Here is a 20880-nt window from a genome sequence, read left to right on the forward strand (position 1 = left end):
CGACTGGTCGGCGCGGGGCCCCCGCGCGGGCTCAGAACAGGGCCCGCGCCAGCGCCCGCCGGGCCGCGGTCACCCGGGGATCGTCGGCGCCCACGACCTCGAACAGCTCCAGCAGCCGCAGCCGTACGGCCTCGCGGTCGTCGCCCACCGTGCGCTGCACGGTCTCGACCAGGCGCCCGAAGGCGTCCTCGACATGGCCGCCCACCAGATCCAGGTCGGCGGCGGCGATCTGCGCCTGTACGTCGGCCGGCTTGTCGGCGGCGTCCTTGCGCACCTGCTGCGGGTCCAGGTTCTGCACCCGCTGGAGCAACTCGGCCTGGGCGAGGCCGAGTTTGGCCTCGGGGTGGGCGGGGTCGTCGGCCAGCACGTTCTGGTACGCGCGGACCGCACCGGCCAGGTCGCCCGCGTCCAGCGCCTGCGCGGCGGCGTTCAGCGCGGCGTCGTAGGGACCCTCGGTCCTGGCGTCGGCGGGGGTGCCGCCCGGCTCGGCGTTCGGGTCGACGGTCAGGCCGGTGATGCCGAAGCGCTGCTCGGCCACGGCCACCAGCTGGTCCAGGGTCTGGCGGATCTGCTCCTCACCGGCCGCGCCCTGGAAGAGCGGCAGTGCCTGGCCCGCGACGACGGCGAAGACGGCCGGGATGCCCTGGATCCCGAACTGCTGCATCAGCATCTGGTTGGCGTCGACGTCGATCTTGGCGAGCACGATGCGCCCGTCGTACTCGACGGTCAGCCGCTCCAGCACCGGGCTCAGCTGCTTGCAGGGCTGGCACCACTCGGCCCAGAAGTCGATGACGACCGGCACCTCGGCCGACCGCTGTACGACGTCCCGCTCGAATCCGGCCTCATCGACGTCGAAGACGAGGTCCGCCGGGGAGACGGCGCCCGCCCCGCCCTGCCGCGCCGCTTCCGCGCGCGCCTGCTCGGCCTTGGCCTTGGCCTCCTGGGCCGCCTTCACCGCGGCGAGGTCGACGACGCCGCTCATGGACATGTTCCGTGGCTGCATGCGTCTATCCTCCCCCGTCCGCGTGCCTGCGTGAAAAACGATGTGAAAAGCCAGGCCTGGCCGTTGTGTACTGTGCGGCGCCGGGTCCCCACCCACGCGCCTGTGGTCGTCGCCCGTGTACGTCCCTCACAGGCTTTCGCTACGACTCGTAGCGTAATGGCATCCGCCGTCCGCGCGACACCACTCCCCGGTGATCTCCCTCACGGCCGCACCGGGAAAAGCCGGACAACGGCCGGATATGGTCGGGGCATGCAGAGCCGCAGCCCCGCCGCCCGACCCGGCCGTCCGCGCAGCGCCACCGCGGCCACCGCCATCCTGGCGGCGACGCGTGAGGCGCTGGTCGAACTGGGCTGGTCCAAGCTCACCCTGGGAGACGTGGCGACGCGCGCCGGGGTTGCGAAGACGACGCTGTACCGCCGGTGGTCGGGCAAGAACGAGCTGGTCGTCGACGCGGTCGCGGAACTCTTCGACGAGCTGGAGCTGCCCGACCGGGGCAGCCTGGCCGCCGACATAGAGGGCGTCGTCCTCCAGTTCGCGGCGATCCTGGCCCGCCCGGAGGCCAAGAGCGGTCTGATGGCGGTGGTGGCGGAGTCCACCCGGGACGACGCCCTGCGCGAACGCATCCGCGAGTCCATCGTCGAACGCCAGAAACGGCTGGTTCTGGAGGGTCGCGCGCGAGCCCAGGAACGCGGCGAGCTGCCTCCCGAGAGCGACCCCGAGGAGGCAGCCCGCACGGCCGACCTGATCTTCGACGTGGTGGCAGGAGCGGTGGTCCACAGAACCCTGGTCAGCGCGGAACCGGCAGACGAGACCTGGGTCCACAACTTCACCCGGGTACTGCTACTGGGCCTGACGCACTCCGGATAGGCGCACCTACCCCGCCCCGGCCAGCCGCAGCACCGGGGGCCGGGGCAACGCCGGGCACCTGGCCCAAGCCCCGGCCCGCCACCTAGAACCCCGCCGGCTCCGTGTACACCCCCCACTCGTCCCGCAGCACCCCGCAGATCTCACCCAGGGTCGCCTCCGCCCGCACCGCGTCCAGCATGGGCTCGATCATGTTCGCCCCGGAACGAGCCGCAGCCAGCATGCCGTCCAGAGCAGCCCGCACCGCGGACTCGTCCCGCGCAGCCTTCCGCTCGGAGAGCACCCGGACCTGCTCCCGCTCCACCTCATGGCTCACCCGCAGGATCTCCAGATCCCCGGTGACGGACCCGGTGTGGACGTTGACGCCCACGACCCGCTTCTCGCCCTTCTCCAGAGCCTGCTGGTACCGGAACGCGGACTCGGCGATCTCGCCGGTGAACCACCCGTCCTCGATCCCGCGCAGGATGCCCGAGGTGATCGGCCCGATCGGGTGCTGCCCGTCCGGGTGCGCCCGCAGCCCCCGCTCCTTGATCTGCTCGAAGATCTTCTCCGCGTCGGCCTCGATCCGGTCCGTCAGCTGCTCGACGTACCACGAACCACCCAGCGGATCGGCCACGTTGGCGACCCCGGTCTCCTCCATCAGCACCTGCTGCGTGCGCAGCGCGATCTCCGCCGCCTGCTCGCTCGGCAGGGCCAGTGTCTCGTCGAGGGCGTTGGTGTGCAGCGAGTTGGTCCCGCCGAGCACCGCGGCGAGCGCCTCCACGGCCGTACGCACGACGTTGTTGTACGGCTGCTGGGCCGTCAGCGAGACACCGGCGGTCTGCGTGTGGAACCGCAGCCACTGCGACTTCTCGGACTTCGCCCCGTAGACGTCCCGCATCCACCGCGCCCAGATCCGGCGCGCGGCGCGGAACTTGGCGATCTCCTCGAAGAAATCGACGTGCGCGTCGAAGAAGAAGGACAGACCGGGCGCGAAGACGTCCACGTCGAGCCCGCGCGACAGCCCCAGCTCCACGTACCCGAAGCCGTCCGCGAGCGTGTACGCCAGCTCCTGCGCGGCCGTCGCCCCGGCCTCGCGGATGTGGTACCCGGAGACGGACAGCGGCTTGTACGCGGGGATCTTCGCGCTGGTGTACTCCATCAGGTCGCCGATCAGGCGCAGATGGGGCTCGGGCTGGAAGAGCCACTCCTTCTGGGCGATGTACTCCTTGAAGATGTCCGTCTGCAGCGTGCCGTTGAGCACGGACGCGTCGACGCCCTGCCGCTCGGCGGCCACCAGGTACATGCAGAAGACGGGCACGGCGGGCCCGCTGATGGTCATGGAGGTGGTGACGTCCCCGAGCGGGATGTCCTTGAAGAGCACCTCCATGTCGGCCGCGGAGTCGATGGCCACGCCGCAGTGCCCGACCTCGCCGAGCGAGCGGGGGTCGTCGGAGTCGCGGCCCATCAGCGTCGGCATGTCGAAGGCCACGGACAGGCCGCCGCCGCCGTTGCCGAGGATCATCTTGTAGCGCTCGTTGGTCTGCTCGGCGTTGCCGAACCCGGCGAACTGCCGGATGGTCCACGTACGCCCTCGGTATCCGGTCGGGTACAGCCCGCGGGTGAAGGGGTACTCCCCGGGCCAGCCGATCCGCTCGAAGCCCTCGTATGTGTCCCCGGGTCGGGGCCCGTACACCGGCTCCACGGGATCGCCGGAGAGCGTGGTGAAGTCAGCGTCGCGCTTGCGCGCGGCGTCGTACCGGGCCTGCCAGCGTCGGCGGCCCTCCTCGATGGCGTCAGCGTCCATACCTTCGAATTTACTAGGACGTCCTAGTAAATGTCGATGGCTGACCGCCGTACAGGTGTACGGCGGTGGGGTCCGGGGCCCGCAGGACCGGCGCGGTCAGGCCTTGGCGGCCACGGGGGCCGGGTCGCCGGCCGCGGCCTCCAGCTCGCGGCTGATCCTGCGCTCGACGAAGAAGGCGGCCGTCGGGATGGTGCCCGCGAGCAGCACCCACAGCTGCTTGCCGACCGGCCACTTCGCCTTGGAACCGAGGTCGAAGGCGAAGACCAGGTACAGGACGTACAGCCAGCCGTGCGCGATACCGACGACCTTGACGAAGCTGTCCGCCCCGTCCATGTCGATGCCGTACTTGGCGACGCAGCCCAGGGTCAGCAGGACCAGCAGCACGCCCGTCACGTAGGCCATGACGCGGTAGCGGGTCAGCACGCTCTTCTTCATGGCTTCGAGCGTAACCGCCCGTTCCGGGAGATCTTGCCCGGGGTCACGTGGACCGGGTCACTCCCGGGTCACTGCTCCTCGAAGTCCTTGGCGGCGATGCGCAGCGGGCGCAGCAGCGCGAAGATCTCCCCGCACTCCTCGGCGTCGTACACCCCGAGGCCGAAGTCCATCGCCATCAGGTCGCGGGTGGCGGCCTCGACGACCTCGCGGCCCTTGGCGGTGATGGAGGCCAGGGTGCCGCGGCCGTCGTTGGGGTTGGGCCGCTTGGCCACCAGACCGGACCTGACCAGGCGGTCCACGGTGTTCGTCACGGAGGTGGGGTGCACCATGAGGCGCTCGCCGATCTTGGACATCGGCAGCTCGCCCTCCTTGGAGAAGGTGAGCAGCACCAGCGCCTCGTACCGCGCGAACGTCAGCCCGTACGGCTTGACCACCGCGTCCACCTCGGCGAGCAGGATCTGGTGCGCACGCATGATCGACGTGATCGCACCCATGGCCGGGACATTGCCCCAGCGCTGCTTCCACAGCTCGTCTGCGCGGGCGATGGGGTCGAACGGGAGGCTCAGAGGCTTCGGCACGTCATCAGACCCTACCGGTCGGTCATATGCCGGTCAGCCCCGTCTCGCGTTTCGGTCGCCGCCGCCCGCCTCCGCGTCCGCCGGGCCCCGGCCGCCAGCAGCGCGCAGACCGCGCTGCCCGCCACCCCGGCGCCCGCGACGGTCGCGGTCACCCCGGCGAACTCGGCCACCGCGCCGGCCAGCGCCATGCCCACGCCCTGGGTCGTCATCAGGCCCGCGGTGAGCAGGGTCATCGCCCGCCCGCGCAGCTCCTCGGGCACGTCCCGGACCAGCCACTGGTCCAGGCCCAGGGTGTAGGCGGCACCGGCCCCGGAGACGACGAGCAGCGCGAGCGACGCCGCCGGCCCCGGGTGCAGCGCGTACCCGGCGTAGGGCAGCAGGCTCAGGCAGACCAGCGGCAGCGCGATCCGCTCGCGGGCGGCCGGACGCAGCCGGGAGCCGGCCAGCACCTCGCCGGCGATCGTGCCGACCGGCAGCGCGCACATCAGCAGGCCCAGCCCGCCTGAGCCGACGCCCAGCTCGGCGGCGTACGGCGCGGCCAGCGCCTCCGGCACGACGGCGAACAGCGGCGGGATCCAGAACAGGAGCAGCAGGGCCCTGACCCGGCGGTGCGCGAGCACCTGCCGCGCCCCGCGCAGCGAGTCGGCGACGAGGGCCCCGCCGTCCCGCGCCCGGGCGGGCCGCCGCCGGGTGCCGAGCCGCAGCAGCGCGGCGGAGGCGAGGAAGGTCCCGACGGTGATCAGCAGGGCGTGCCGCGGCGATACGGCGGTGAGCAGCACGCCGCCGAGGCCGAACCCGGTGAGCAGCGCGCCCTGCGAGACGATCCGCAGCAGGGAGCGGCCGAGCACGAACAGGTCGCCGTCGCCGAGGATGTCGGCGAGGGTCGCCATCCGGGTGCCCTGGAAGACCGGCGCGACGACGGCGAGGCAGCAGCGCAACGCGAGCAGCACGGCGATCCCGGTACCCGGGGCGGCCATCGGCACCACGCACCCCGCGCACACCAGATCACACACCACGAGCACCCGCCGGGCGGGGTACCGGTCGGCGAGCCCGGCGAGCAGCGTCCCACCGACCAGGTTGGGCAGAAACCCGAGCGCGAAGGTGAGCGCACTGAGCAGCGGCGACCCGGTCCTGTCGAATACCAACACGGACAACGAGATCTCCGCGACGACCAGCCCCAGCAACGAGAACGCGTGCGCGGCGAAGACGGCCCGGAACTCACGCACCGCAAAGAGCCCCCGGTAACCGACGGCCCCCACCCCCACCCGGAGCGCGGGCGGGGGCGTGGCTGTGGGCGTGGGGCCCGGGTGGGGGCCGGTCGGTTCGGGCATGGGCAGAAGGCTGCCCGGCAGGCCCGCACCGGCCTAGACTTTCGGCTCTGGCCGAATCTTCCGGAGGCGTCCGTGTCGCCGTCGCGACTGCACTTCGCGGAGGGTGACTTCCTGCGCTGCCGCTTCGCCCTGTCGCCGCTGTGGGAGACCCAGGAGGTCGTCCGCACGCTCAAGCGGACCGAGCGGCACGGCTATCACGCGCCCTGGCTGCGCAGGACCCGCGAGGCGGCCGGCCGGCTGGACCTGGGCGCGCTGTGGCTGCTGATGCCGTGGCGCGGCCACTCCCCCGACTGGCTGTGCCCGCCGCCCACGGGCCCCGCGGCGACGTTCGAGGAGGAGATCGCCGCGGTGCGCGCCGCCGATCCGGAGGCCGCCCGCGCCGACACGGCCCGCTCCCTCGCCGACACCCCGGGCGCGCTGGAGTCGGCGCGGGGCCGGGCCTGGCTCGCGGACCCGGAACTGATGATCTCGGAGCTGGCGGACGCGCTGGAGGAGGTCTGGCACACCCTGGTGGCGCCGGACTGGCCCCGGCTGCGCGCGCTGCTGGAGGCCGACATCGCCTTCCACTCCCGGCGGCTGGCCGAGGTCGGCCTGGGCGGGCTGCTGCCGGAGATCAACCGGGGCTTCGGCTGGCACGCCGGGACGCTCACGGTGGAGTACCGGGGCGAGCACGAGCGGCATCTCGGCGGGCAGGGCCTGGTGCTCATGCCGAGCGTGTTCATCTGGCCGGACGTGGTCAGCACCTTCGAGCCGCCGTGGCAGCCGACGCTGGTCTACCCGGCGCGGGGCATCGCGGGACTGTGGGCCGAGCCTGCCGACCGTGCCCCCGACTCGCTGGTGCGGCTGCTGGGCCGCGGCCGGGCCGCCGTTCTGACGGCCCTGGCGGACCCGGCGAGCACCACCGCCCTCGCCCACCGCCTCGGCCTGGCCCCGTCCTCGGTCTCCGCCCATCTGACGGCACTGCGCGAGGCCGGCCTGCTCACGGCCCGCCGCTACGGCCACCAGGTGCTGTACGAGCGGACCCCGCTGGGGATGGCGCTGGCGGCGGGCGGGGACTGAGGGTCTGGTCGGCTACTGCTCGGCCGCCAGGTGCCGCTCGACCGTCTCCACCTTGGAGGTGAGGCCGTCGGTCACACCGGGCCGGATGTCGGCCTTGAGGACCAGGGACACCCGAGGAGCGCGCGCCTCGACGGCGGCGACGGCCCGCTTGACGACGTCCATGACCTCGTCCCACGACTCACCCTCGATCGAGGTGAACATCGCGTCGGTGCGGTTGGGCAGCCCGGACTCGCGGACCACACGGACGGCGTCGGCGACGTACTCCCCCACGTCCTCGCCGACGCCGAGGGGCGTCACGGAGAAGGCGACGATCATGCTCCCACCATTCCTTCCTTGCGGGCCCGGGCGGCGATGACGGCGTCCTCGGCCTCGCGGCGCAGCTTGCGCTCGGCGAAGAAGCCACCGGTGGGCAGGACCGACAGCACGAAGTAGAGGGCGGCGGTCTTCAGCGGCCACTTGGCGCGGTTCCAGGCGTCCGCCCAGAAGATCACGTAGAGCACGAAGAGAACGCCGTGGACCATGCCCATCACGGGCACCGCGTCGAAGTCCGTGGTCCGCTTCAGCACCGAGCAGACGAGCAGGATCAGGAAGGACACGGCCTCGGGTGCGGAGACCAGGCGGAGGCGGCGGAGGGCGGTGGCGGTCTTGATGTCCACGGGTCACCTTCGGTCGGGGGGTACGGCTGCCGTTTGTGAACGGACGCACAAGCGTTCACCCATTGTGGCAAACCCCGCCCGTAGGGGTCCGCTCAGGGTCGTTCTCCACCCACGGGCCCTGTCCTCTCCCACCACCGCACGGCTACTTTCTGCGCGTGGCGATGTTCCGACTGCAAGGCAGCAAGGTGCTCGCCGTCGACATGACCGGGGACGCCGTGAAGGCGAAGAACGGCTCGATGGTCGCGTACGACGGGCAGATGGCCTTCAAGAAGCTGTCCGGGGGCGGTGAGGGTCTGCGGGGGATGGTGACCCGGCGGCTCACCGGGGAGCAGATGACGGTGATGGAGGTGAGGGGGCAGGGGACCTGCTGGTTCGCGGACCGCGCGGCGGAGATCAATCTGGTGACCCTCCAGGGGGACAAGCTGTACGTCGAGTCGAGCAATCTGCTCGCGACCGACGCCGCTCTGCGCACGGGCACGACGTTCACCGGGCTGCGCGGGGCCTCGCAGGGCAACGGGCTGTTCACGACGACGGTGGAGGGGCACGGCCAGGCGGCGATCACCTCGGACGGGCCGGCGGTGGTGCTGCGGGTGTCGCCGCAGTACCCGCTGAGCGTGGACCCGGGCGCGTACATCGCCCACCAGGGGAATCTGCGGCAGTCCTTCCAGTCGGGTGTGACGTTCCGCACGCTCATGGGCGAGGGCGGCGGCGAGGCCTTCCAGATCCGGTTCGAGGGGGACGGGCTGGTGTACGTGCAGCCGAGCGAGCGCAACACGATCGCGGGGGACGTCTGAGATGGCCTTCCGTGAGATCAACTCCAAGATGGTCGAGGCCACGGTGGCACCGGGGCAGCGGCTGTACAGCCAGCGCGGGGCGATGCTGGCCTACCGGGGCGAGGTGTCCTTCACCCCGAACGTCCAGGGCGGCCAGGGCGGGCTCATGTCGATGATCGGGCGGCGGATCGCGAACGAGGCGACGCCGCTGATGACCGTCGAGGGCAGCGGCACGGTGCTGTTCGGGCACGGCGGCCACCACGTCCAGGTCCTCCACCTCACCGGCGACACGCTGTACGTCGAGTCCGACCGGCTGCTCGCCTTCGAGGGCACCCTGACGCAGGGCACCGTGTTCCTGGGCGCGCAGGGCGGCGTGATGGGCATGGTCCGGGGCCAGGTCAGCGGGCAGGGGCTGTTCACCACGACCCTCAAGGGCCACGGCGCGGTCGCCGTGATGGCGCACGGCGGGGTCTTCGAGATCCCGATCACCCCGCAGCGGCCGGTGCACGTCGACCCGCAGGCCTATGTCGCCCACCACGGCGACGTGCGCAACAAGCTGTCCACCGCCCTCGGCTGGCGGGACATGGTGGGCCGCGGCTCCGGCGAGGCGTTCCAGCTGGAGCTCAGCGGCAGCGGTGCGGTCTACGTCCAGGCCTCGGAGGAGAAGCTGTGAGCACCCCCTACGGCGCCGGGCCGGTCGTGCACGACCCGGCGACCCTGCCCGCCGACGACAACGTCAACGCGTACACCTTCTGCGTGGAGCTCAAGGGCAGCCAGTGGTTCCTGCAGAAGGGGAAGATGATCGCCTACTACGGGGCGATCGAGTTCAACGGCATCGGGCACGGCCGGCTGGACCGTCTGGTCCGCACGGCGTTCCATTCGCCTCTGCACGCGAGCGACTGGGTGGTGGCCGAGGGCTCGGGCAAGATGCTGCTCGCCGACCGGGCCTTCGATGTCAATTCGTATGACTTGGATGACGGCAATCTGACCGTTCGCTCGGGCAATCTGCTTGCTTTTCAGCCAAGTCTGTCGCTCAAGCAGTCGATCGTGCCGGGCTTTCTGACCCTGATCGGAACCGGGAAGTTCGTGGCCGCATCTAACGGTCCGGTGGTGTTCATGGAACCCCCGCTCCGGGTGGACCCCCAGGCGCTCGTCGGCTGGGCCGACTGCCCGTCCCCGTGCCATCACTACGACCACGGGTACCTGACGGGTGTACTGGGCGGTCTACGTGCGATGACGGGCCTGGGCGGGGTGTCCGGAGAGGAGCATCAGTTCGAGTTCGTGGGGGCGGGCACGGTCCTGCTCCAGTCGACGGAGACACTCATGGCGGAACAGCCGTCGGGGGCACCTCCCGCACAGCCGGGGGTACCCGGTGCCGGCGGGGCGCACGGTCCGGCCGGAGGGCAGTCGGGGGTACCGCGCCTTCCCGGACAGCTGGGCGACCTCCAGCGTCGCTTCGGGCTGTGAGCGGTAGTCTGCGGAGTGTGACGTCGAACGCGTGCGCACTGTCACACCACCCTCAGTAGTTCGCCTTTCAACTTCTTAGGTAGACTTCATTCATGGAGACCGAGACGGCCACCCGGTGGCTGACGGATGCGGAGCAGTGTGCCTGGCGTACTCATCTGGACGTCAACAGGCTGCTGACGTACCAGCTCGAAAAGGATCTGCAGCCGTTCGGCCTGACAATGAACGACTACGAGATCCTGGTGAACCTCTCCGAGTCGGAGGACCAGCGGATGCGGATGAGTGACCTCGCCTCCGCCACGCTGCAGTCCAAGAGCCGGCTCTCCCACCAGATCACGCGCATGGAGAACGCGGACCTCGTGCGCCGGGAGAACTGCGAGTCCGACCGGCGCGGACTGTACGCCGTGCTCACCGAGCACGGCATGGAGACGATGAAGAAGGTCGCACCCCACCACGTGGACTCCGTGCGCCGCCACTTCATCGACCTCCTGTCCCCGGAGGCCCTCACCGAGCTCGACAAGGCGCTGAGGCCGATCGCAGACCACCTGCGCACCCAACGCGGCCGCCCCTGAGAAACGCGATTGGCTGGTCGCGCCGGTTCCCTCGGCGCCCCGTGAGGGGCGCGGGGAACTGCGCGACCAGCCACGACGCGTCCGCAGCCGGGGGACGGCCGTCAGACCGACGGCGTCGCCCCCTCGGTGAGCCCGGCGACCAGCTCGTCCGCCGCCCGGTAGGGGTCCAGCTCGCCGGCGACGATCCGCTCGGCCAGCGTCGGCAGATGCCGATCCCCGTGCAGATCGCCGATACGCTCCCGCAAAGCCGTGACCGCGATGGTCTCGACCTCGCGCGCCGCGCGCGCCAGGCGGCGCTCGGCGAGAACCCCGCGCTCCTCCATCCACGCGCGGTGCTTCTCCAGCGCCTCCACGACCTCGTCGACGCCCTCGGCACGCGCCGCGACCGTCTTGACGATCGGCGGGCGCCAGTCGCCGGCGGCGCGGGCCTCGCCGAGCCCCAGCATGTGGTTCAGCTCGCGGGCGGTGGCGTCGGCGCCGTCGCGGTCGGCCTTGTTGACGACGTAGACGTCACCGATCTCCAGGATTCCGGCCTTCGCCGCCTGGATGCCGTCGCCCATGCCCGGCGCGAGCAGCACGACGCTCGTGTCCGCCTGGGAGGCGATCTCGACCTCGGACTGGCCGACGCCGACGGTCTCCACCAGGATCACGTCGCAGCCCGCCGCGTCCAGCACGCGGATCGCCTGCGGGGCGGCCCAGGCGAGGCCGCCCAGGTGGCCGCGGGTCGCCATGGAGCGGATGTAGACCCCGGGGTCGGAGGCGTGCTCCGACATCCGCACCCGGTCGCCGAGCAGGGCGCCGCCCGAGAAGGGGGACGACGGGTCGACGGCCAGGACGCCGACCCGCTTGCCCTGCTTGCGGTACGCCGTGACCAGCGCGGAGGTGGAGGTGGACTTGCCGACGCCGGGGGAACCCGTCAGGCCGACGACGTAGGCGTTGCCGGTCAGCGGGGCCAGCGCCGCCATGACCTCCCTCAGCTGCGGGGACGCCCCCTCCACCAGGGAGATCAGCCGGGCCACGGCACGCGGCCGGCCTTCCCTGGCCTGGGCCACCAGCGAGGAGACGTCCTGCATCACTGCTCCGTTCACATCAGGGTCGTACGAGGAAACGAGACTCAGGCCTTGGGTACCCGCACGATCAGTGCGTCACCCTGGCCGCCGCCGCCGCACAGCGCGGCCGCGCCGACCCCGCCGCCCCGGCGCTTGAGCTCCAGCGCCAGGTGCAGGACGAGCCGGGCACCGGACATGCCGATGGGGTGGCCCAGGGCGATGGCGCCGCCGTTGACGTTCACCTTTTCCGTGGACACCCCGAGGTCCTTCATTGACTGCACGGCGACCGCCGCGAAGGCCTCGTTGATCTCGATCAGGTCGAGGTCGGAGACCTCCAGGCCCTCCTTCTTCAGGGCGTGCAGGATCGCGTTCGACGGCTGCGACTGCAACGAGGTGTCCGGGCCCGCCACATTGCCGTGGGCGCCGATCTCGGCGATCCAGTCCAGGCCCAGCTCCTGGGCCTTGGCCTTGCTCATCACGACCACGGCCGCCGCGCCGTCGGAGATCTGCGAGGAGGTGCCGGCCGTGATGGTGCCGTCCTTGGTGAACGCCGGACGCAGCTTGCCCAGCGACTCCGCGGTGGTGTCGCCGCGGATGCCCTCGTCCTTGCTGAACAGGACCGGGTCGCCCTTGCGCTGCGGGATCTCCACCGGGGTGATCTCCGCCTCGAAGATGCCGTTCTTCTGCGCGGCCGCCGCCCGCTGGTGGGACAGGGCGGCGATCTCGTCCTGCTCGGCGCGGCCGATGCCGAGACGGGTGTTGTGCTTCTCGGTGGACTCGCCCATGGGGATGTTCTCCCACGGGTCGGTCAGGCCGTCGTAGGCCATCGCGTCCAGCATCTGCACCGCGCCGTACTTGAAGCCGTCCCGGGACTTCGGCAGCAGGTGGGGGGCGTTGGTCATGGACTCCTGACCGCCGGCCACGACGATGTCGAACTCGCCGGCGCGGATCAGCTGGTCCGCGAGGGCGATGGCGTCGAGGCCGGAGAGGCAGACCTTGTTGATGGTGAGCGCCGGGACGTTCATGGGGATGCCCGCCTTGACGGCCGCCTGACGCGCCGGGATCTGGCCCGCGCCGGCCTGGAGCACCTGGCCCATGATCACGTACTGCACCTGGTCGCCGCCGATCCCCGCACGGTCGAGGGCGGCCTTGATCGCGAAGCCGCCGAGGTCGGCTCCGGAGAAGGACTTCAGTGAGCCCAGCAGTCGCCCCATGGGCGTCCGCGCGCCCGCGACGATCACCGAGCTGTTCGTTGCAGTTGCCATGAGCTGCGATCCCCTTACCGGCCCGCACGGCCGAGGAGTGAACGAGGGTTTACTTCGAATGTACTGAGTGGCACTCCGTGCCGTCACCGGCCCGTCGGTGTGATCGCGCGCACGTTGCGTAACCACTCGCCGAGCGCTCCACTAACAGCATGCTGACGCGAATCGACCACATCGGGATCGCCTGCCACGACCTCGACGCCACCGTCGAGTTCTACAAGGCGACGTACGGCTTCGAGGTGTTCCACACCGAGGTCAACGAGGAGCAGGGCGTGCGCGAGGCCATGCTCAAGATCAACGAGACGTCCGACGGCGGCGCCTCCTACCTCCAGCTGCTGGAGCCCACCCGCGAGGACTCCACGGTCGCGAAGTGGCTCGCCAAGAACGGCGAGGGCGTGCACCACATCGCCTTCGGCACTGCAAACGTGGACGCCGACTCCGAGGAGATCCGCGGCAAGGGCGTCCGCGTCCTGTACGACGAGCCCCGGCGCGGTTCCATGGGCTCCAGGATCACCTTCCTGCACCCCAAGGACTGCCATGGCGTCCTGACAGAACTGGTCACTTCCGCCCCCGTTGAGTCGGACGAGCACTGACCCTCGTACATAAGGGCCGGTAGGGTTGGGTGCGGTCGCCGCCCAACCCAGCGGCGTACCGCATGTCCGGGGTCCGGTTTAGGGGGACGGGCGACGGGGCAGCAGCCCATGCTCCGCCGTTGATCTGACACCATTCCCCGGGGGCCCCGTTCGGCGGATGGACGGAGCTCGTTGGAGAGACTTGCGACCAGGGGACGGATGGGACCGCGCAGTGCGGGGCTACGAGAGCCAGGAGCGGGAGCCGGCGGCTGACGTCGACCACCTCACTCGGTTCGAAGCCGAGATGAAGCGGCTGAAGACCGAGCGGGAAAAGGCGATCCAGCACGCCGAGGACCTCGGCTACCAGGTCGAGGTGCTGCGCGCCAAGCTGCACGAGGCGCGTCGCACCATCATGTCCCGGCCCGCCTTCGACGGCGGCGACATCGGCTACCAGGCCGAGCAGTTGCTGCGCCAGGCGCAGATGCAGGCCGACCAGATCCGCGCCGACGCCGAACGCGAGCTGAGCCAGGCCCGCGCCCAGACCCAGCGCATCCTCCAGGAGCACGCCGAGCAGGCCGCGCGGCTCCAGGCCGAGCTGCACCAGGAGGCGGTGACCCGCCGCCAGCAGCTGGACCAGGAGCTGGCCGAACGCCGGGCGACGGTCGAGTCGCACGTCAACGAGAACGTCGCCTGGGCCGAGCAGCTGCGCGCCCGCACCGAGGCGCAGGCCCGCCGGCTCATGGAGGAGTCCCGCGCGGAGGCCGAGCAGGCCCTGGCCGCCGCGCGCGCCGAGGCCGAGCGGCTGACCGCCGAGGCCCGCCAGCGGCTCACCAGCGAGGCGGAGACCGCCCGCGCCGAGGCCGAGCAGATCCTGCGCCGCGCCCGCGCGGACGCCGAGCGGCTGCTCAACGCCGCCTCCACGCAGGCCCAGGAGGCCACCGACCACGCCGAGCAGCTGCGCACCTCCACCGCGAGCGAGTCGGAGGCCGCGCGCCGTCAGGCGCAGGAGCTGAGCCGCAGCGCGGAAGCCCGCATGGCGGAGGCCGACGCGGCGCTGCGCGAGGCCCGCGCCGAGGCGGAGAAGCTGCTCACCGAGGCCAAGGAGGCCGCCGCCAAGGCGCTGGCGAGCGCCGAGGCCGCCAACGAGACCCGTACGCGCACCGCCAAGGAGCAGGTCGCCCGGCTGGTCGGCGAGGCCACCAAGGAGGCCGAGACCACCAAGGCGGAGGCCGAGCAGCTGCTCGCCGACGCCCGCGCCGAGGCGGAGAAGACGCTCGCCGAGGCCGTGGAGAAGGCCCGCAGCGTCACCGCGGAGGAGTCTGCCTCCCAGCTGTCCAAGGCGGCCAAGACCGCCGAGGACGTGCTCAACAAGGCGTCCGAGGACGCCAAGCAGACCACCAAGGCCGCCGCCGAGGAGGCCGAGCGGATCCGCCGGGAGGCCGAGGCCGAGGCGGACCGGCTGCGCGCCGAGGCGCACGAGATCGCCGAGCAGCTCAAGGGCGCCGCCAAGGACGACACCGAGGAGTACCGCGCCAAGACGGTCGAGCTGCAGGAGGAGGCCCGCCGGCTGCGCGGCGAGGCCGAGCAGCTGCGTGCCGACGCGGTCGCCGAGGGCGAGAAGATCCGGGCCGAGGCCCGCAGGGAGGCCGTCCAGCAGATCGACGAGGCGGCCAAGACCGCCGAGGAGCTGCTGGCCAAGGCCAAGGCGGACGCCGACGAGCTGCGCCAGACCGCCACCGCGGACAGCGAGAAGGTGCGCACCGAGGCCATCGAGCGGGCGACCACGCTGCGCCGGCAGGCCGAGGAGACCCTGGAGCGCACCCGCGCGGAGGCCGAACGGCAGCGCGCGGAGGCCGGCGAGCAGGCGGAGGCGCTGAAGGCGGACGCCGAGCGGGCCGCGCGCGAGCTGCGCGAGGAGACCGAGCGGGCCATGGCCGCCCGGCAGGCCGAGGCCGCCGAGGAACTGACGCGGGTGCAGTCGGAGGCCGAGGCGCGGCTCGCCGCCGCCGAACAGGCCCTGAGCGACGCCCGTGAGGAGGCCGCCCGCATCCGCCGGGAGGCCGCCGAGGAGAGCGACCGGCTGCGCGCCGAGTCCGCGGAACGCATCCGTACGCTGCAGCAGCAGGCCGAGACCGAGGCCGAGCGGCTGCGTGACGAGGCCGCCGCGGACGCCTCCGCCTCCCGCGCGGAGGGCGAGGCCGTCGCCGTACGGCTGCGCTCGGAGGCCGCCGCCGAGGCGGAGCGGCTGAAGTCGGAGGCCCAGGACAGCGCCGACCGGCTGCGCGCCGAGGCGCAGGCCGCGGCGGAGCGGCTGGCGGCGGAGGCGTCGGAGACGCTGGCCGCGGCGCAGGAGGAGGCCGCCCGGCGCCGCCGGGAGGCCGAGGAACTCCTCGGCTCCGCCCGCCAGGAGGCCGACCAGGAGCGCGAGCGGGCCCGCGAGCAGAGCGAGGACCTGCTGGCGGCGGCGCGCACCCGGGTGGAGGAGGCGCAGGCCGAGGCGACCCGGCTGGTGGAGGAAGCCGACCGGCGTGCCTCCGAGATGGTCTCCGCCGCCGAGCAGCACGCGCAGCAGGTGCGGGACTCCGTGGCCGGGCTGCACGAGCAGGCGCAGGAGGAGATCGCCGGCCTGCGCAGCGCCGCCGAGCACGCGGCGGAGAGGACCAGGCGGGAGGCCGAGGAGGAGGCGGACCGGGTCCGTTCCGACGCCTACGCCGAGCGGGAGCGGGCGAGCGAGGACGCCTCACGGCTGCGCCGGGAGGCGAACGAGGAGGCTCAGGCCGCCAAGGCGCTCGCCGAGCGCACCATGGCGGAGGCCATGGCCGAGGCCGAGCGGGTGCGTTCGGACGCCGCCGAGCACGCCCAGCGGGTGCGCACGGAGGCCTCGGACGCCATCGCGCAGGCCGACCAGCAGGCGGCGCGTACGCGGGCGGACGCCCGGGAGGACGCCAACCGCATCCGCTCGGACGCCGCGACGCAGGCCGACACGCTCATCACCGAGGCCCGCAACGAGGCCGAACGCCTCACCACCGAGACCATCACCGAGACGGACCGGCTGCGCGCGGAGACCGTCGCGGAGGCCGAACGCGTCCGCACCGAGGCGCTCCAGGAGGCCGAGCGGCTGCGCGCCGAGAGCCGCGAGGAGGCCGAGCGGCTGCGCACGGAGGCCTCGGAGGTCCGCAGCGAGGCCGAGCAGACCGCCGCCCGTACCCGGGCGGACGCCCGGGAGGACGCCAACCGCATCCGCTCGGACGCCGCGGCCCAGGCCGACACCCTCATCTCCGAGGCCCGCAACGAGGCCGAACGCCTCACCACCGAGACCGTCACGGAGGCGGACCGGCTGCGTGCCGAGGCGGCCGCCGAGGCGGAGCGGGTCCGCGCCGAGTCGGTCGCCAAGGCGGAGAAGCTGGTCGGGGACGCCACCGCGGAGGCGGAGCGGCTGCGTGCCGAGGCCGCCGAGACGGTGGGCAGCGCCCGCCAGCACGCCGAGCGCGTCCGCACCGAGGCCGAGCGGGTCAAGGCGGAGGCGGCCAAGGAGGCCGAGCGTCTGGTGACGGCCGCCCGCGAGGAGGCCGAGCGCACCCTGGACGCGGCCCGCAAGGACGCCAACAAGCGCCGCAGCGAGGCCGCCGAGCAGGTCGACAAGCTCATCACGGAGACCACGGCCGAGGCGGACAAGCTGCTCACCGAGGCGCAGCAGCAGGCGCTGAAGACGACCGCGGACGCCGAGGCGCAGGCGGACACGATGGTCGGCGCGGCCCGCAAGGAGGCCGACCGGATCGTCTCCGAGGCGACCATCGAGGGCAACACCCGGGTGGAGAAGGCCCGTACGGACGCCGACGAGCTGCTGGTGGGCGCGCGCCGGGACGCCACCCAGATAAGGGAGCGGGCGGAGGAGCTGCGCGACCGCATCACCTCCGAGATCGAGGAGCTGCACGAGCGGGCCCGCCGTGAGGCCGCCGAGACCATGAAGTCGACCGGCGACCGCTGCGACGCGCTCATCAAGGCCGCCGAGGAGCAGCTGGCCAAGGCGGAGGCGAAGGCCAAGGAGATCGTCTCGGAGGCCAACTCCGAGGCGGGCAAGGTCCGTATCGCCGCCGTGAAGAAGGCCGAGGGCCTGCTGAAGGAGGCCGAGCAGAAGAAGGCCCGCCTGGTCAAGGAGGCCGAGGAGCTCAAGGCGGAGGCGGTCCGCGAGGCGCGGCGCACGGTCGAGGAGGGCAAGCGCGAGCTGGAGATCCTGGTGCGCCGCCGCGAGGACATCAACGCCGAGATCTCCCGCGTCCAGGACGTGCTGGAGGCGCTGGAGTCCTTCGAGGCCCCGGCGTCCGGCAAGGACTCCACGGTCAAGGCGGGTGCGACGGTCGGCGCCCCTCGTTCGGGTGGCAAGTCGTCGGACGGCTAGCGCCGGAGGGGTCCGAGAGGGCAGCCTGGGTCGACGGCACGGAGGGGAAGCGGAAGTGACGCGGCGGTGTTCCGGGTGGTTGAGCGGGGGCTTTGACCATGTCTTGGCAAGTGGTCCGCCGTTCAGCCACCCAAAAGGGGTGTCATTCTCCAGATCAAACGCGTATCCGCTCGATGACACGCCGTTCTGACCCCTAGGATTCCACCTATCACCTCACCGGTCTCATTCGACAGGAACCCCATGAGCGACACTTCCCCCTACGGCTTCGAGCTTGTGCGGCGTGGGTACGACCGCGCTCAGGTGGACGAACGTATCTCCAACCTCGTCTCCCAACGTGACCAGGCCAACGCCCGCATCACCGCTCTGGAAAAGCGCATCGAGGAGCTGCACCTCGAAACGCAGAACGCTCAGGCCCAGGTGACGGACGCCGAGCCGTCCTACGCCGGCCTCGGCGCGCGCGTCGAGAAGATCCTGCGCCTCGCCGAGGAAGAGGCCAAGGAGCTGCGCGAGGAGGCCCGTCGCGCGGCCGAACAGCACCGCGACCTCGCCGAGTCGGCGGCCCAGCAGGTGCGCAACGACGCGGAGTCGTACGCCGCCGAGCGCAAGGCGAAGGCCGAGGACGAGGGCGTCCGGATCGTCGAGAAGGCCAAGGCCGACGCGGCGCAGCTGCGTGCCGAGGCGCAGAAGGACGCGCAGTCCAAGCGCGAGGAGGCGGACGCCCTCTTCGAGGAGACCCGCGCCAAGGCCGCCCAGGCCGCCGCGGACTTCGAGACGAACCTCGCCAAGCGCCGCGAGCAGTCCGAGCGCGACCTGGCCTCCCGTCAGGCCAAGGCCGAGAAGCGGCTCGCGGAGATCGAGCACCGCGCCGAGCAGCTGCGCCTGGAGGCGGAGAAGCTGCGCACGGACGCCGAGCGCCGCGCCCGCCAGACGGTGGAGACGGCCCAGCGCCAGGCCGAGGACATCGTGGCCGACGCCAACGCCAAGGCCGACCGCATCCGCTCGGAATCCGAGCGCGAGCTGGCGGCGCTCACCAACCGTCGCGACTCCATCAACGCCCAGCTGACGAACGTCCGCGAGATGCTCGCCACGCTGACCGGTGCGGCGGTCGCTGCCGCGGGTACGCCCGGTGAGGACGAGCCTGTTTCTCGTGGGGTGCCGGCGCAGCAGTCCCGGTAACTGCAGGTCTTGCGAAGCCCCCTGCCTTTCCACTGGCGGGGGGCTTCGTTCCGTCTTAGCGTGGCCGCATGATCGAGCTTGAGGGGCTGACCAAGCGGTACGGCGAGAAGGTGGCGGTGAACAATCTGAGCTTCACCGTCAGACCCGGCATCGTCACCGGCTTCCTCGGCCCCAACGGCGCGGGCAAGTCCACCACCATGCGGATGATCCTGGGCCTGGACCGGCCCACGGCCGGGGATGTGCGGATCGACGGCATCCACTACCACCAGCTCAAGGACCCGCTGACGTACATCGGCGCGCTGCTGGAGGCGAAGGCCTGGCACGGCGGGCGCAGCGCCTACAACCATCTGCTGTGCCTCGCCCAGAGCAACGGCATCCCGGCGAGCCGGGTGCGCGAGGTGCTGGAGACGGTCGGTCTGACGGCGGTGGCGAAGAAGAAGACCAAGGGCTTCTCGCTGGGCATGGGACAGCGGCTGGGCATCGCGGCCGCGTTGCTCGGCGATCCTCGGATCCTGATGTTCGACGAGCCGGTCAACGGCCTCGACCCCGAGGGCATCCACTGGATCCGCAATCTGATGAAGTCTCTGGCGGCGCAGGGGCGGACCGTGTTCGTCTCCTCCCACCTGATGAGCGAGATGGCGCTCACCGCCGACCATCTCGTGGTCATCGGGCAGGGCCGGCTGCTGGCCGACACCTCGATGGCCGACTTCATCGCCCGCAACTCCCGCGCCTACGTGCGCATCCGCACCCCGCAGCGCGAGCGGCTGCTCGACGTCCTGCACCAGGCGGGCATCACCGCCGGGGAGACCGGCGGCGGGGCGCTGGAGGTGGAGGGCGGCAAGAGCGAGCAGATCGGTGAGCTGGCCGCGCGGCACCAGATCGTGCTGCACGAGCTGAGCAGTCAGCAGGCCTCCCTGGAGGAGGCGTTCATGCAGCTGACCGCGCAGGCGGTGGAGTACCACGCACACGACGGCACACCCCCCGCGCGGCAGGAGCCGTGGGGGGCCGGCTGGCAGAAGGGAAGCTGAGCCATGGCGGCGGTCCAGGTCATCCGTTCGGAGTGGACCAAGATCCGGTCGGTGGCGTCCACCGTCTGGACGCTGTCCCTCGCCGTGGTCGTCACCATCGCCCTCGGCATGCTCATCTCGGCGCTGTCGAAGAACGAGTTCGGCAATCTGAGCCGGCGCGACCAGCTCTCCTTCGACCCCACCTTCATCAGCTTCGCCGGGATGACGCTCGGCCAGCTGGCCATGATCGTGTTCGGGGTGCTGGTGGTGTCGAACGAGTACAGCACCGGCATGATCCGCGCGTCACTGGCCGCCGTGCCGCAGCGCGCCACCTTCCTGTTCAGCAAGGTGGCCGTGGCGACCGGGCTGGCCCTGGTCGTCGGCATGGCGACCAGCTTCGTGGCGTTCTTCCTCGGGCAGGCGATGCTCGGCGAGTACCGGGCCTCGATCGGTGACCCGGGGGTGCTGCGGGCGGTGTTCGGCGGCGGGCTCTACATGACGCTGATCGCGATGTTCTCCATGGGCGTGGCCGCGATGCTGCGCTCGCCGATGCTGTCGCTGGGCATCCTGATGCCGTTCTTCTTCCTGATCTCCAACATCCTGGGCAACGTCAGCGCGACGAAGAAGGTCGGCCAGTACCTGCCCGACCAGGCCGGCAGCCGGATCATGCAGGTCGTCACCCCGCTCGACGACACCACCCCGTACGGCCCCTGGGGCGGCCTCGGGATCATGCTGGCCTGGGTGGCGGCGGCACTGCTCGGCGGCTTCGTCCTGCTGCAGCGGCGTGACGCGTAGTCTTTGCCTTCTCTTGGCTGGAACCGTCAGCGCCTGGATATCCTCCTAACCCTTACGGGGGCGTGTGCCCCGCTGTCCTGAACCTTGCGATGGGTGCGG

Annotated in this window: 20 protein-coding genes; 11 read left to right on the forward strand and 9 right to left on the reverse strand. The window is 71.7% G+C overall.

Annotated features, from left to right (window positions below):
• Positions 1-31 precede the first annotated feature (31 nt).
• Complete coding sequence (locus tag C3489_RS04145) at positions 32-1003, reverse strand: tetratricopeptide repeat protein (RefSeq protein WP_103779973.1); 972 nt, start codon at positions 1001-1003, stop codon at positions 32-34.
• Positions 1004-1252: 249 nt separating this feature from the next.
• Here C3489_RS04145 and C3489_RS04150 point away from each other — a divergent pair, with 249 nt between their 5' ends.
• Positions 1253-1870 carry a TetR/AcrR family transcriptional regulator gene (locus C3489_RS04150; RefSeq protein WP_103779975.1) on the forward strand — a complete coding sequence of 206 codons (618 nt, stop codon included), beginning with the start codon at positions 1253-1255 and terminating at the stop codon, positions 1868-1870.
• An 82-nt stretch (positions 1871-1952) separates the two neighbouring features.
• On the opposite strand, the gene C3489_RS04155 is transcribed toward C3489_RS04150, so the two are convergent.
• The 4 genes from C3489_RS04155 to C3489_RS04170 all read right to left on the reverse strand — a co-directional run bounded on the left by C3489_RS04155 (position 1953) and on the right by C3489_RS04170 (position 5997).
• A complete protein-coding gene (locus C3489_RS04155) occupies positions 1953-3653 on the reverse strand; it encodes a methylmalonyl-CoA mutase (protein WP_103779977.1) in 1701 nt (566 codons plus the stop codon).
• 96 nt (positions 3654-3749) lie between these two features.
• Positions 3750-4088: a DUF3817 domain-containing protein gene (locus C3489_RS04160; RefSeq protein ID WP_103779979.1), complete on the reverse strand. Its 339-nt coding sequence runs from the start codon at positions 4086-4088 to the stop codon at positions 3750-3752.
• A gap of 68 nt (positions 4089-4156) precedes the next feature.
• Positions 4157-4666 carry a MarR family winged helix-turn-helix transcriptional regulator gene (locus C3489_RS04165; RefSeq protein ID WP_103779981.1) on the reverse strand — a complete coding sequence of 170 codons (510 nt, stop codon included), beginning with the start codon at positions 4664-4666 and terminating at the stop codon, positions 4157-4159.
• Between the two features lie 11 nt (positions 4667-4677).
• Positions 4678-5997: an MFS transporter gene (locus C3489_RS04170; RefSeq protein ID WP_107499730.1), complete on the reverse strand. Its 1320-nt coding sequence runs from the start codon at positions 5995-5997 to the stop codon at positions 4678-4680.
• A 72-nt stretch (positions 5998-6069) separates the two neighbouring features.
• On the opposite strand from C3489_RS04170, the gene C3489_RS04175 reads away from it, so the two are divergent.
• Positions 6070-7056 (forward strand): DUF5937 family protein, encoded by a 987-nt coding sequence (locus tag C3489_RS04175; protein WP_103779985.1) that lies wholly within the window; start codon positions 6070-6072, stop codon positions 7054-7056.
• A gap of 12 nt (positions 7057-7068) precedes the next feature.
• Here the strand turns inward: C3489_RS04175 and C3489_RS04180 are convergent, their stop codons facing one another.
• Both C3489_RS04180 and C3489_RS04185 read right to left on the reverse strand, forming a co-directional pair.
• Positions 7069-7371 carry an MTH1187 family thiamine-binding protein gene (locus C3489_RS04180; protein ID WP_103779987.1) on the reverse strand — a complete coding sequence of 101 codons (303 nt, stop codon included), beginning with the start codon at positions 7369-7371 and terminating at the stop codon, positions 7069-7071.
• Entirely contained in the window at positions 7368-7712 is a 345-nt protein-coding gene (locus tag C3489_RS04185) for a DUF3817 domain-containing protein (protein ID WP_103779989.1), read from the reverse strand. The genes C3489_RS04180 and C3489_RS04185 overlap by 4 nt, the downstream gene beginning before the upstream one ends.
• Before the next feature lie 161 nt (positions 7713-7873).
• On the opposite strand from C3489_RS04185, the gene C3489_RS04190 reads away from it, so the two are divergent.
• The 4 genes from C3489_RS04190 (at position 7874) to C3489_RS04205 (ending at position 10521) form a co-directional block, all read left to right on the forward strand.
• Positions 7874-8506 carry an AIM24 family protein gene (locus tag C3489_RS04190; protein WP_103779991.1) on the forward strand — a complete coding sequence of 211 codons (633 nt, stop codon included), beginning with the start codon at positions 7874-7876 and terminating at the stop codon, positions 8504-8506.
• Between the two features lies 1 nt (position 8507).
• Positions 8508-9158, forward strand: coding sequence for an AIM24 family protein (locus tag C3489_RS04195; RefSeq protein ID WP_103779993.1), 651 nt, complete (start codon positions 8508-8510; stop codon positions 9156-9158).
• Positions 9155-9952: an AIM24 family protein gene (locus C3489_RS04200; protein ID WP_103779995.1), complete on the forward strand. Its 798-nt coding sequence runs from the start codon at positions 9155-9157 to the stop codon at positions 9950-9952. Before C3489_RS04195 ends, C3489_RS04200 begins: the two co-directional genes overlap by 4 nt.
• A gap of 92 nt (positions 9953-10044) precedes the next feature.
• The gene (locus C3489_RS04205; protein WP_103779997.1) at positions 10045-10521 is read left to right on the forward strand and encodes a MarR family winged helix-turn-helix transcriptional regulator; all 477 of its coding nucleotides are present in this window, start codon (positions 10045-10047) and stop codon (positions 10519-10521) included.
• Positions 10522-10622: 101 nt separating this feature from the next.
• On the opposite strand, the gene meaB is transcribed toward C3489_RS04205, so the two are convergent.
• Together meaB and C3489_RS04215 are read right to left on the reverse strand one after the other, a co-directional pair.
• The gene (gene meaB / locus C3489_RS04210) at positions 10623-11594 is read right to left on the reverse strand and encodes a methylmalonyl Co-A mutase-associated GTPase MeaB (protein ID WP_103779999.1); all 972 of its coding nucleotides are present in this window, start codon (positions 11592-11594) and stop codon (positions 10623-10625) included.
• Positions 11595-11635: 41 nt separating this feature from the next.
• Positions 11636-12835 (reverse strand): acetyl-CoA C-acetyltransferase, encoded by a 1200-nt coding sequence (locus tag C3489_RS04215; protein WP_258054548.1) that lies wholly within the window; start codon positions 12833-12835, stop codon positions 11636-11638.
• Between the two features lie 149 nt (positions 12836-12984).
• Here C3489_RS04215 and mce point away from each other — a divergent pair, with 149 nt between their 5' ends.
• The 5 genes from mce to C3489_RS04240 all read left to right on the forward strand — a co-directional run bounded on the left by mce (position 12985) and on the right by C3489_RS04240 (position 20781).
• Entirely contained in the window at positions 12985-13425 is a 441-nt protein-coding gene (gene mce / locus C3489_RS04220) for a methylmalonyl-CoA epimerase (protein WP_103780003.1), read from the forward strand.
• Between the two features lie 211 nt (positions 13426-13636).
• On the forward strand, positions 13637-17803 hold the full coding sequence (scy, locus tag C3489_RS04225; protein WP_103780005.1) for a polarized growth protein Scy: 4167 nt from the start codon (positions 13637-13639) through the stop codon (positions 17801-17803).
• A 240-nt stretch (positions 17804-18043) separates the two neighbouring features.
• Positions 18044-18979, forward strand: a complete 936-nt coding sequence (locus C3489_RS04230) for a cellulose-binding protein (RefSeq protein WP_103780007.1) — start codon at positions 18044-18046, stop codon at positions 18977-18979.
• Positions 18980-19047: 68 nt separating this feature from the next.
• Positions 19048-20007: an ABC transporter ATP-binding protein gene (locus C3489_RS04235; protein WP_103780009.1), complete on the forward strand. Its 960-nt coding sequence runs from the start codon at positions 19048-19050 to the stop codon at positions 20005-20007.
• Positions 20008-20010: 3 nt separating this feature from the next.
• Positions 20011-20781, forward strand: a complete 771-nt coding sequence (locus C3489_RS04240; protein WP_103780011.1) for an ABC transporter permease — start codon at positions 20011-20013, stop codon at positions 20779-20781.
• Positions 20782-20880: the final 99 nt, after the last annotated feature.

This window comes from Streptomyces sp. Ru71 (assembly GCF_002920535.1).
GTDB lineage: Bacteria > Actinomycetota > Actinomycetes > Streptomycetales > Streptomycetaceae > Streptomyces.

Coding starts and splice junctions, on each gene's coding strand:
- C3489_RS04145 (WP_103779973.1), bottom strand. CDS start 1,003: ATGCAGCCACGGAACATGTCCATGAGCGGCGTCGTCGACCTCGCCGCG.
- C3489_RS04150 (WP_103779975.1), top strand. CDS start 1,253: ATGCAGAGCCGCAGCCCCGCCGCCCGACCCGGCCGTCCGCGCAGCGCC.
- C3489_RS04155 (WP_103779977.1), bottom strand. CDS start 3,653: ATGGACGCTGACGCCATCGAGGAGGGCCGCCGACGCTGGCAGGCCCGG.
- C3489_RS04160 (WP_103779979.1), bottom strand. CDS start 4,088: ATGAAGAAGAGCGTGCTGACCCGCTACCGCGTCATGGCCTACGTGACG.
- C3489_RS04170 (WP_107499730.1), bottom strand. CDS start 5,997: ATGCCCGAACCGACCGGCCCCCACCCGGGCCCCACGCCCACAGCCACG.
- C3489_RS04180 (WP_103779987.1), bottom strand. CDS start 7,371: ATGATCGTCGCCTTCTCCGTGACGCCCCTCGGCGTCGGCGAGGACGTG.
- C3489_RS04190 (WP_103779991.1), top strand. CDS start 7,874: ATGTTCCGACTGCAAGGCAGCAAGGTGCTCGCCGTCGACATGACCGGG.
- C3489_RS04195 (WP_103779993.1), top strand. CDS start 8,508: ATGGCCTTCCGTGAGATCAACTCCAAGATGGTCGAGGCCACGGTGGCA.
- C3489_RS04205 (WP_103779997.1), top strand. CDS start 10,045: ATGGAGACCGAGACGGCCACCCGGTGGCTGACGGATGCGGAGCAGTGT.
- meaB (WP_103779999.1), bottom strand. CDS start 11,594: ATGCAGGACGTCTCCTCGCTGGTGGCCCAGGCCAGGGAAGGCCGGCCG.
- C3489_RS04215 (WP_258054548.1), bottom strand. CDS start 12,835: ATGGCAACTGCAACGAACAGCTCGGTGATCGTCGCGGGCGCGCGGACG.
- mce (WP_103780003.1), top strand. CDS start 12,985: ATGCTGACGCGAATCGACCACATCGGGATCGCCTGCCACGACCTCGAC.
- C3489_RS04230 (WP_103780007.1), top strand. CDS start 18,044: ATGAGCGACACTTCCCCCTACGGCTTCGAGCTTGTGCGGCGTGGGTAC.
- C3489_RS04235 (WP_103780009.1), top strand. CDS start 19,048: ATGATCGAGCTTGAGGGGCTGACCAAGCGGTACGGCGAGAAGGTGGCG.
- C3489_RS04240 (WP_103780011.1), top strand. CDS start 20,011: ATGGCGGCGGTCCAGGTCATCCGTTCGGAGTGGACCAAGATCCGGTCG.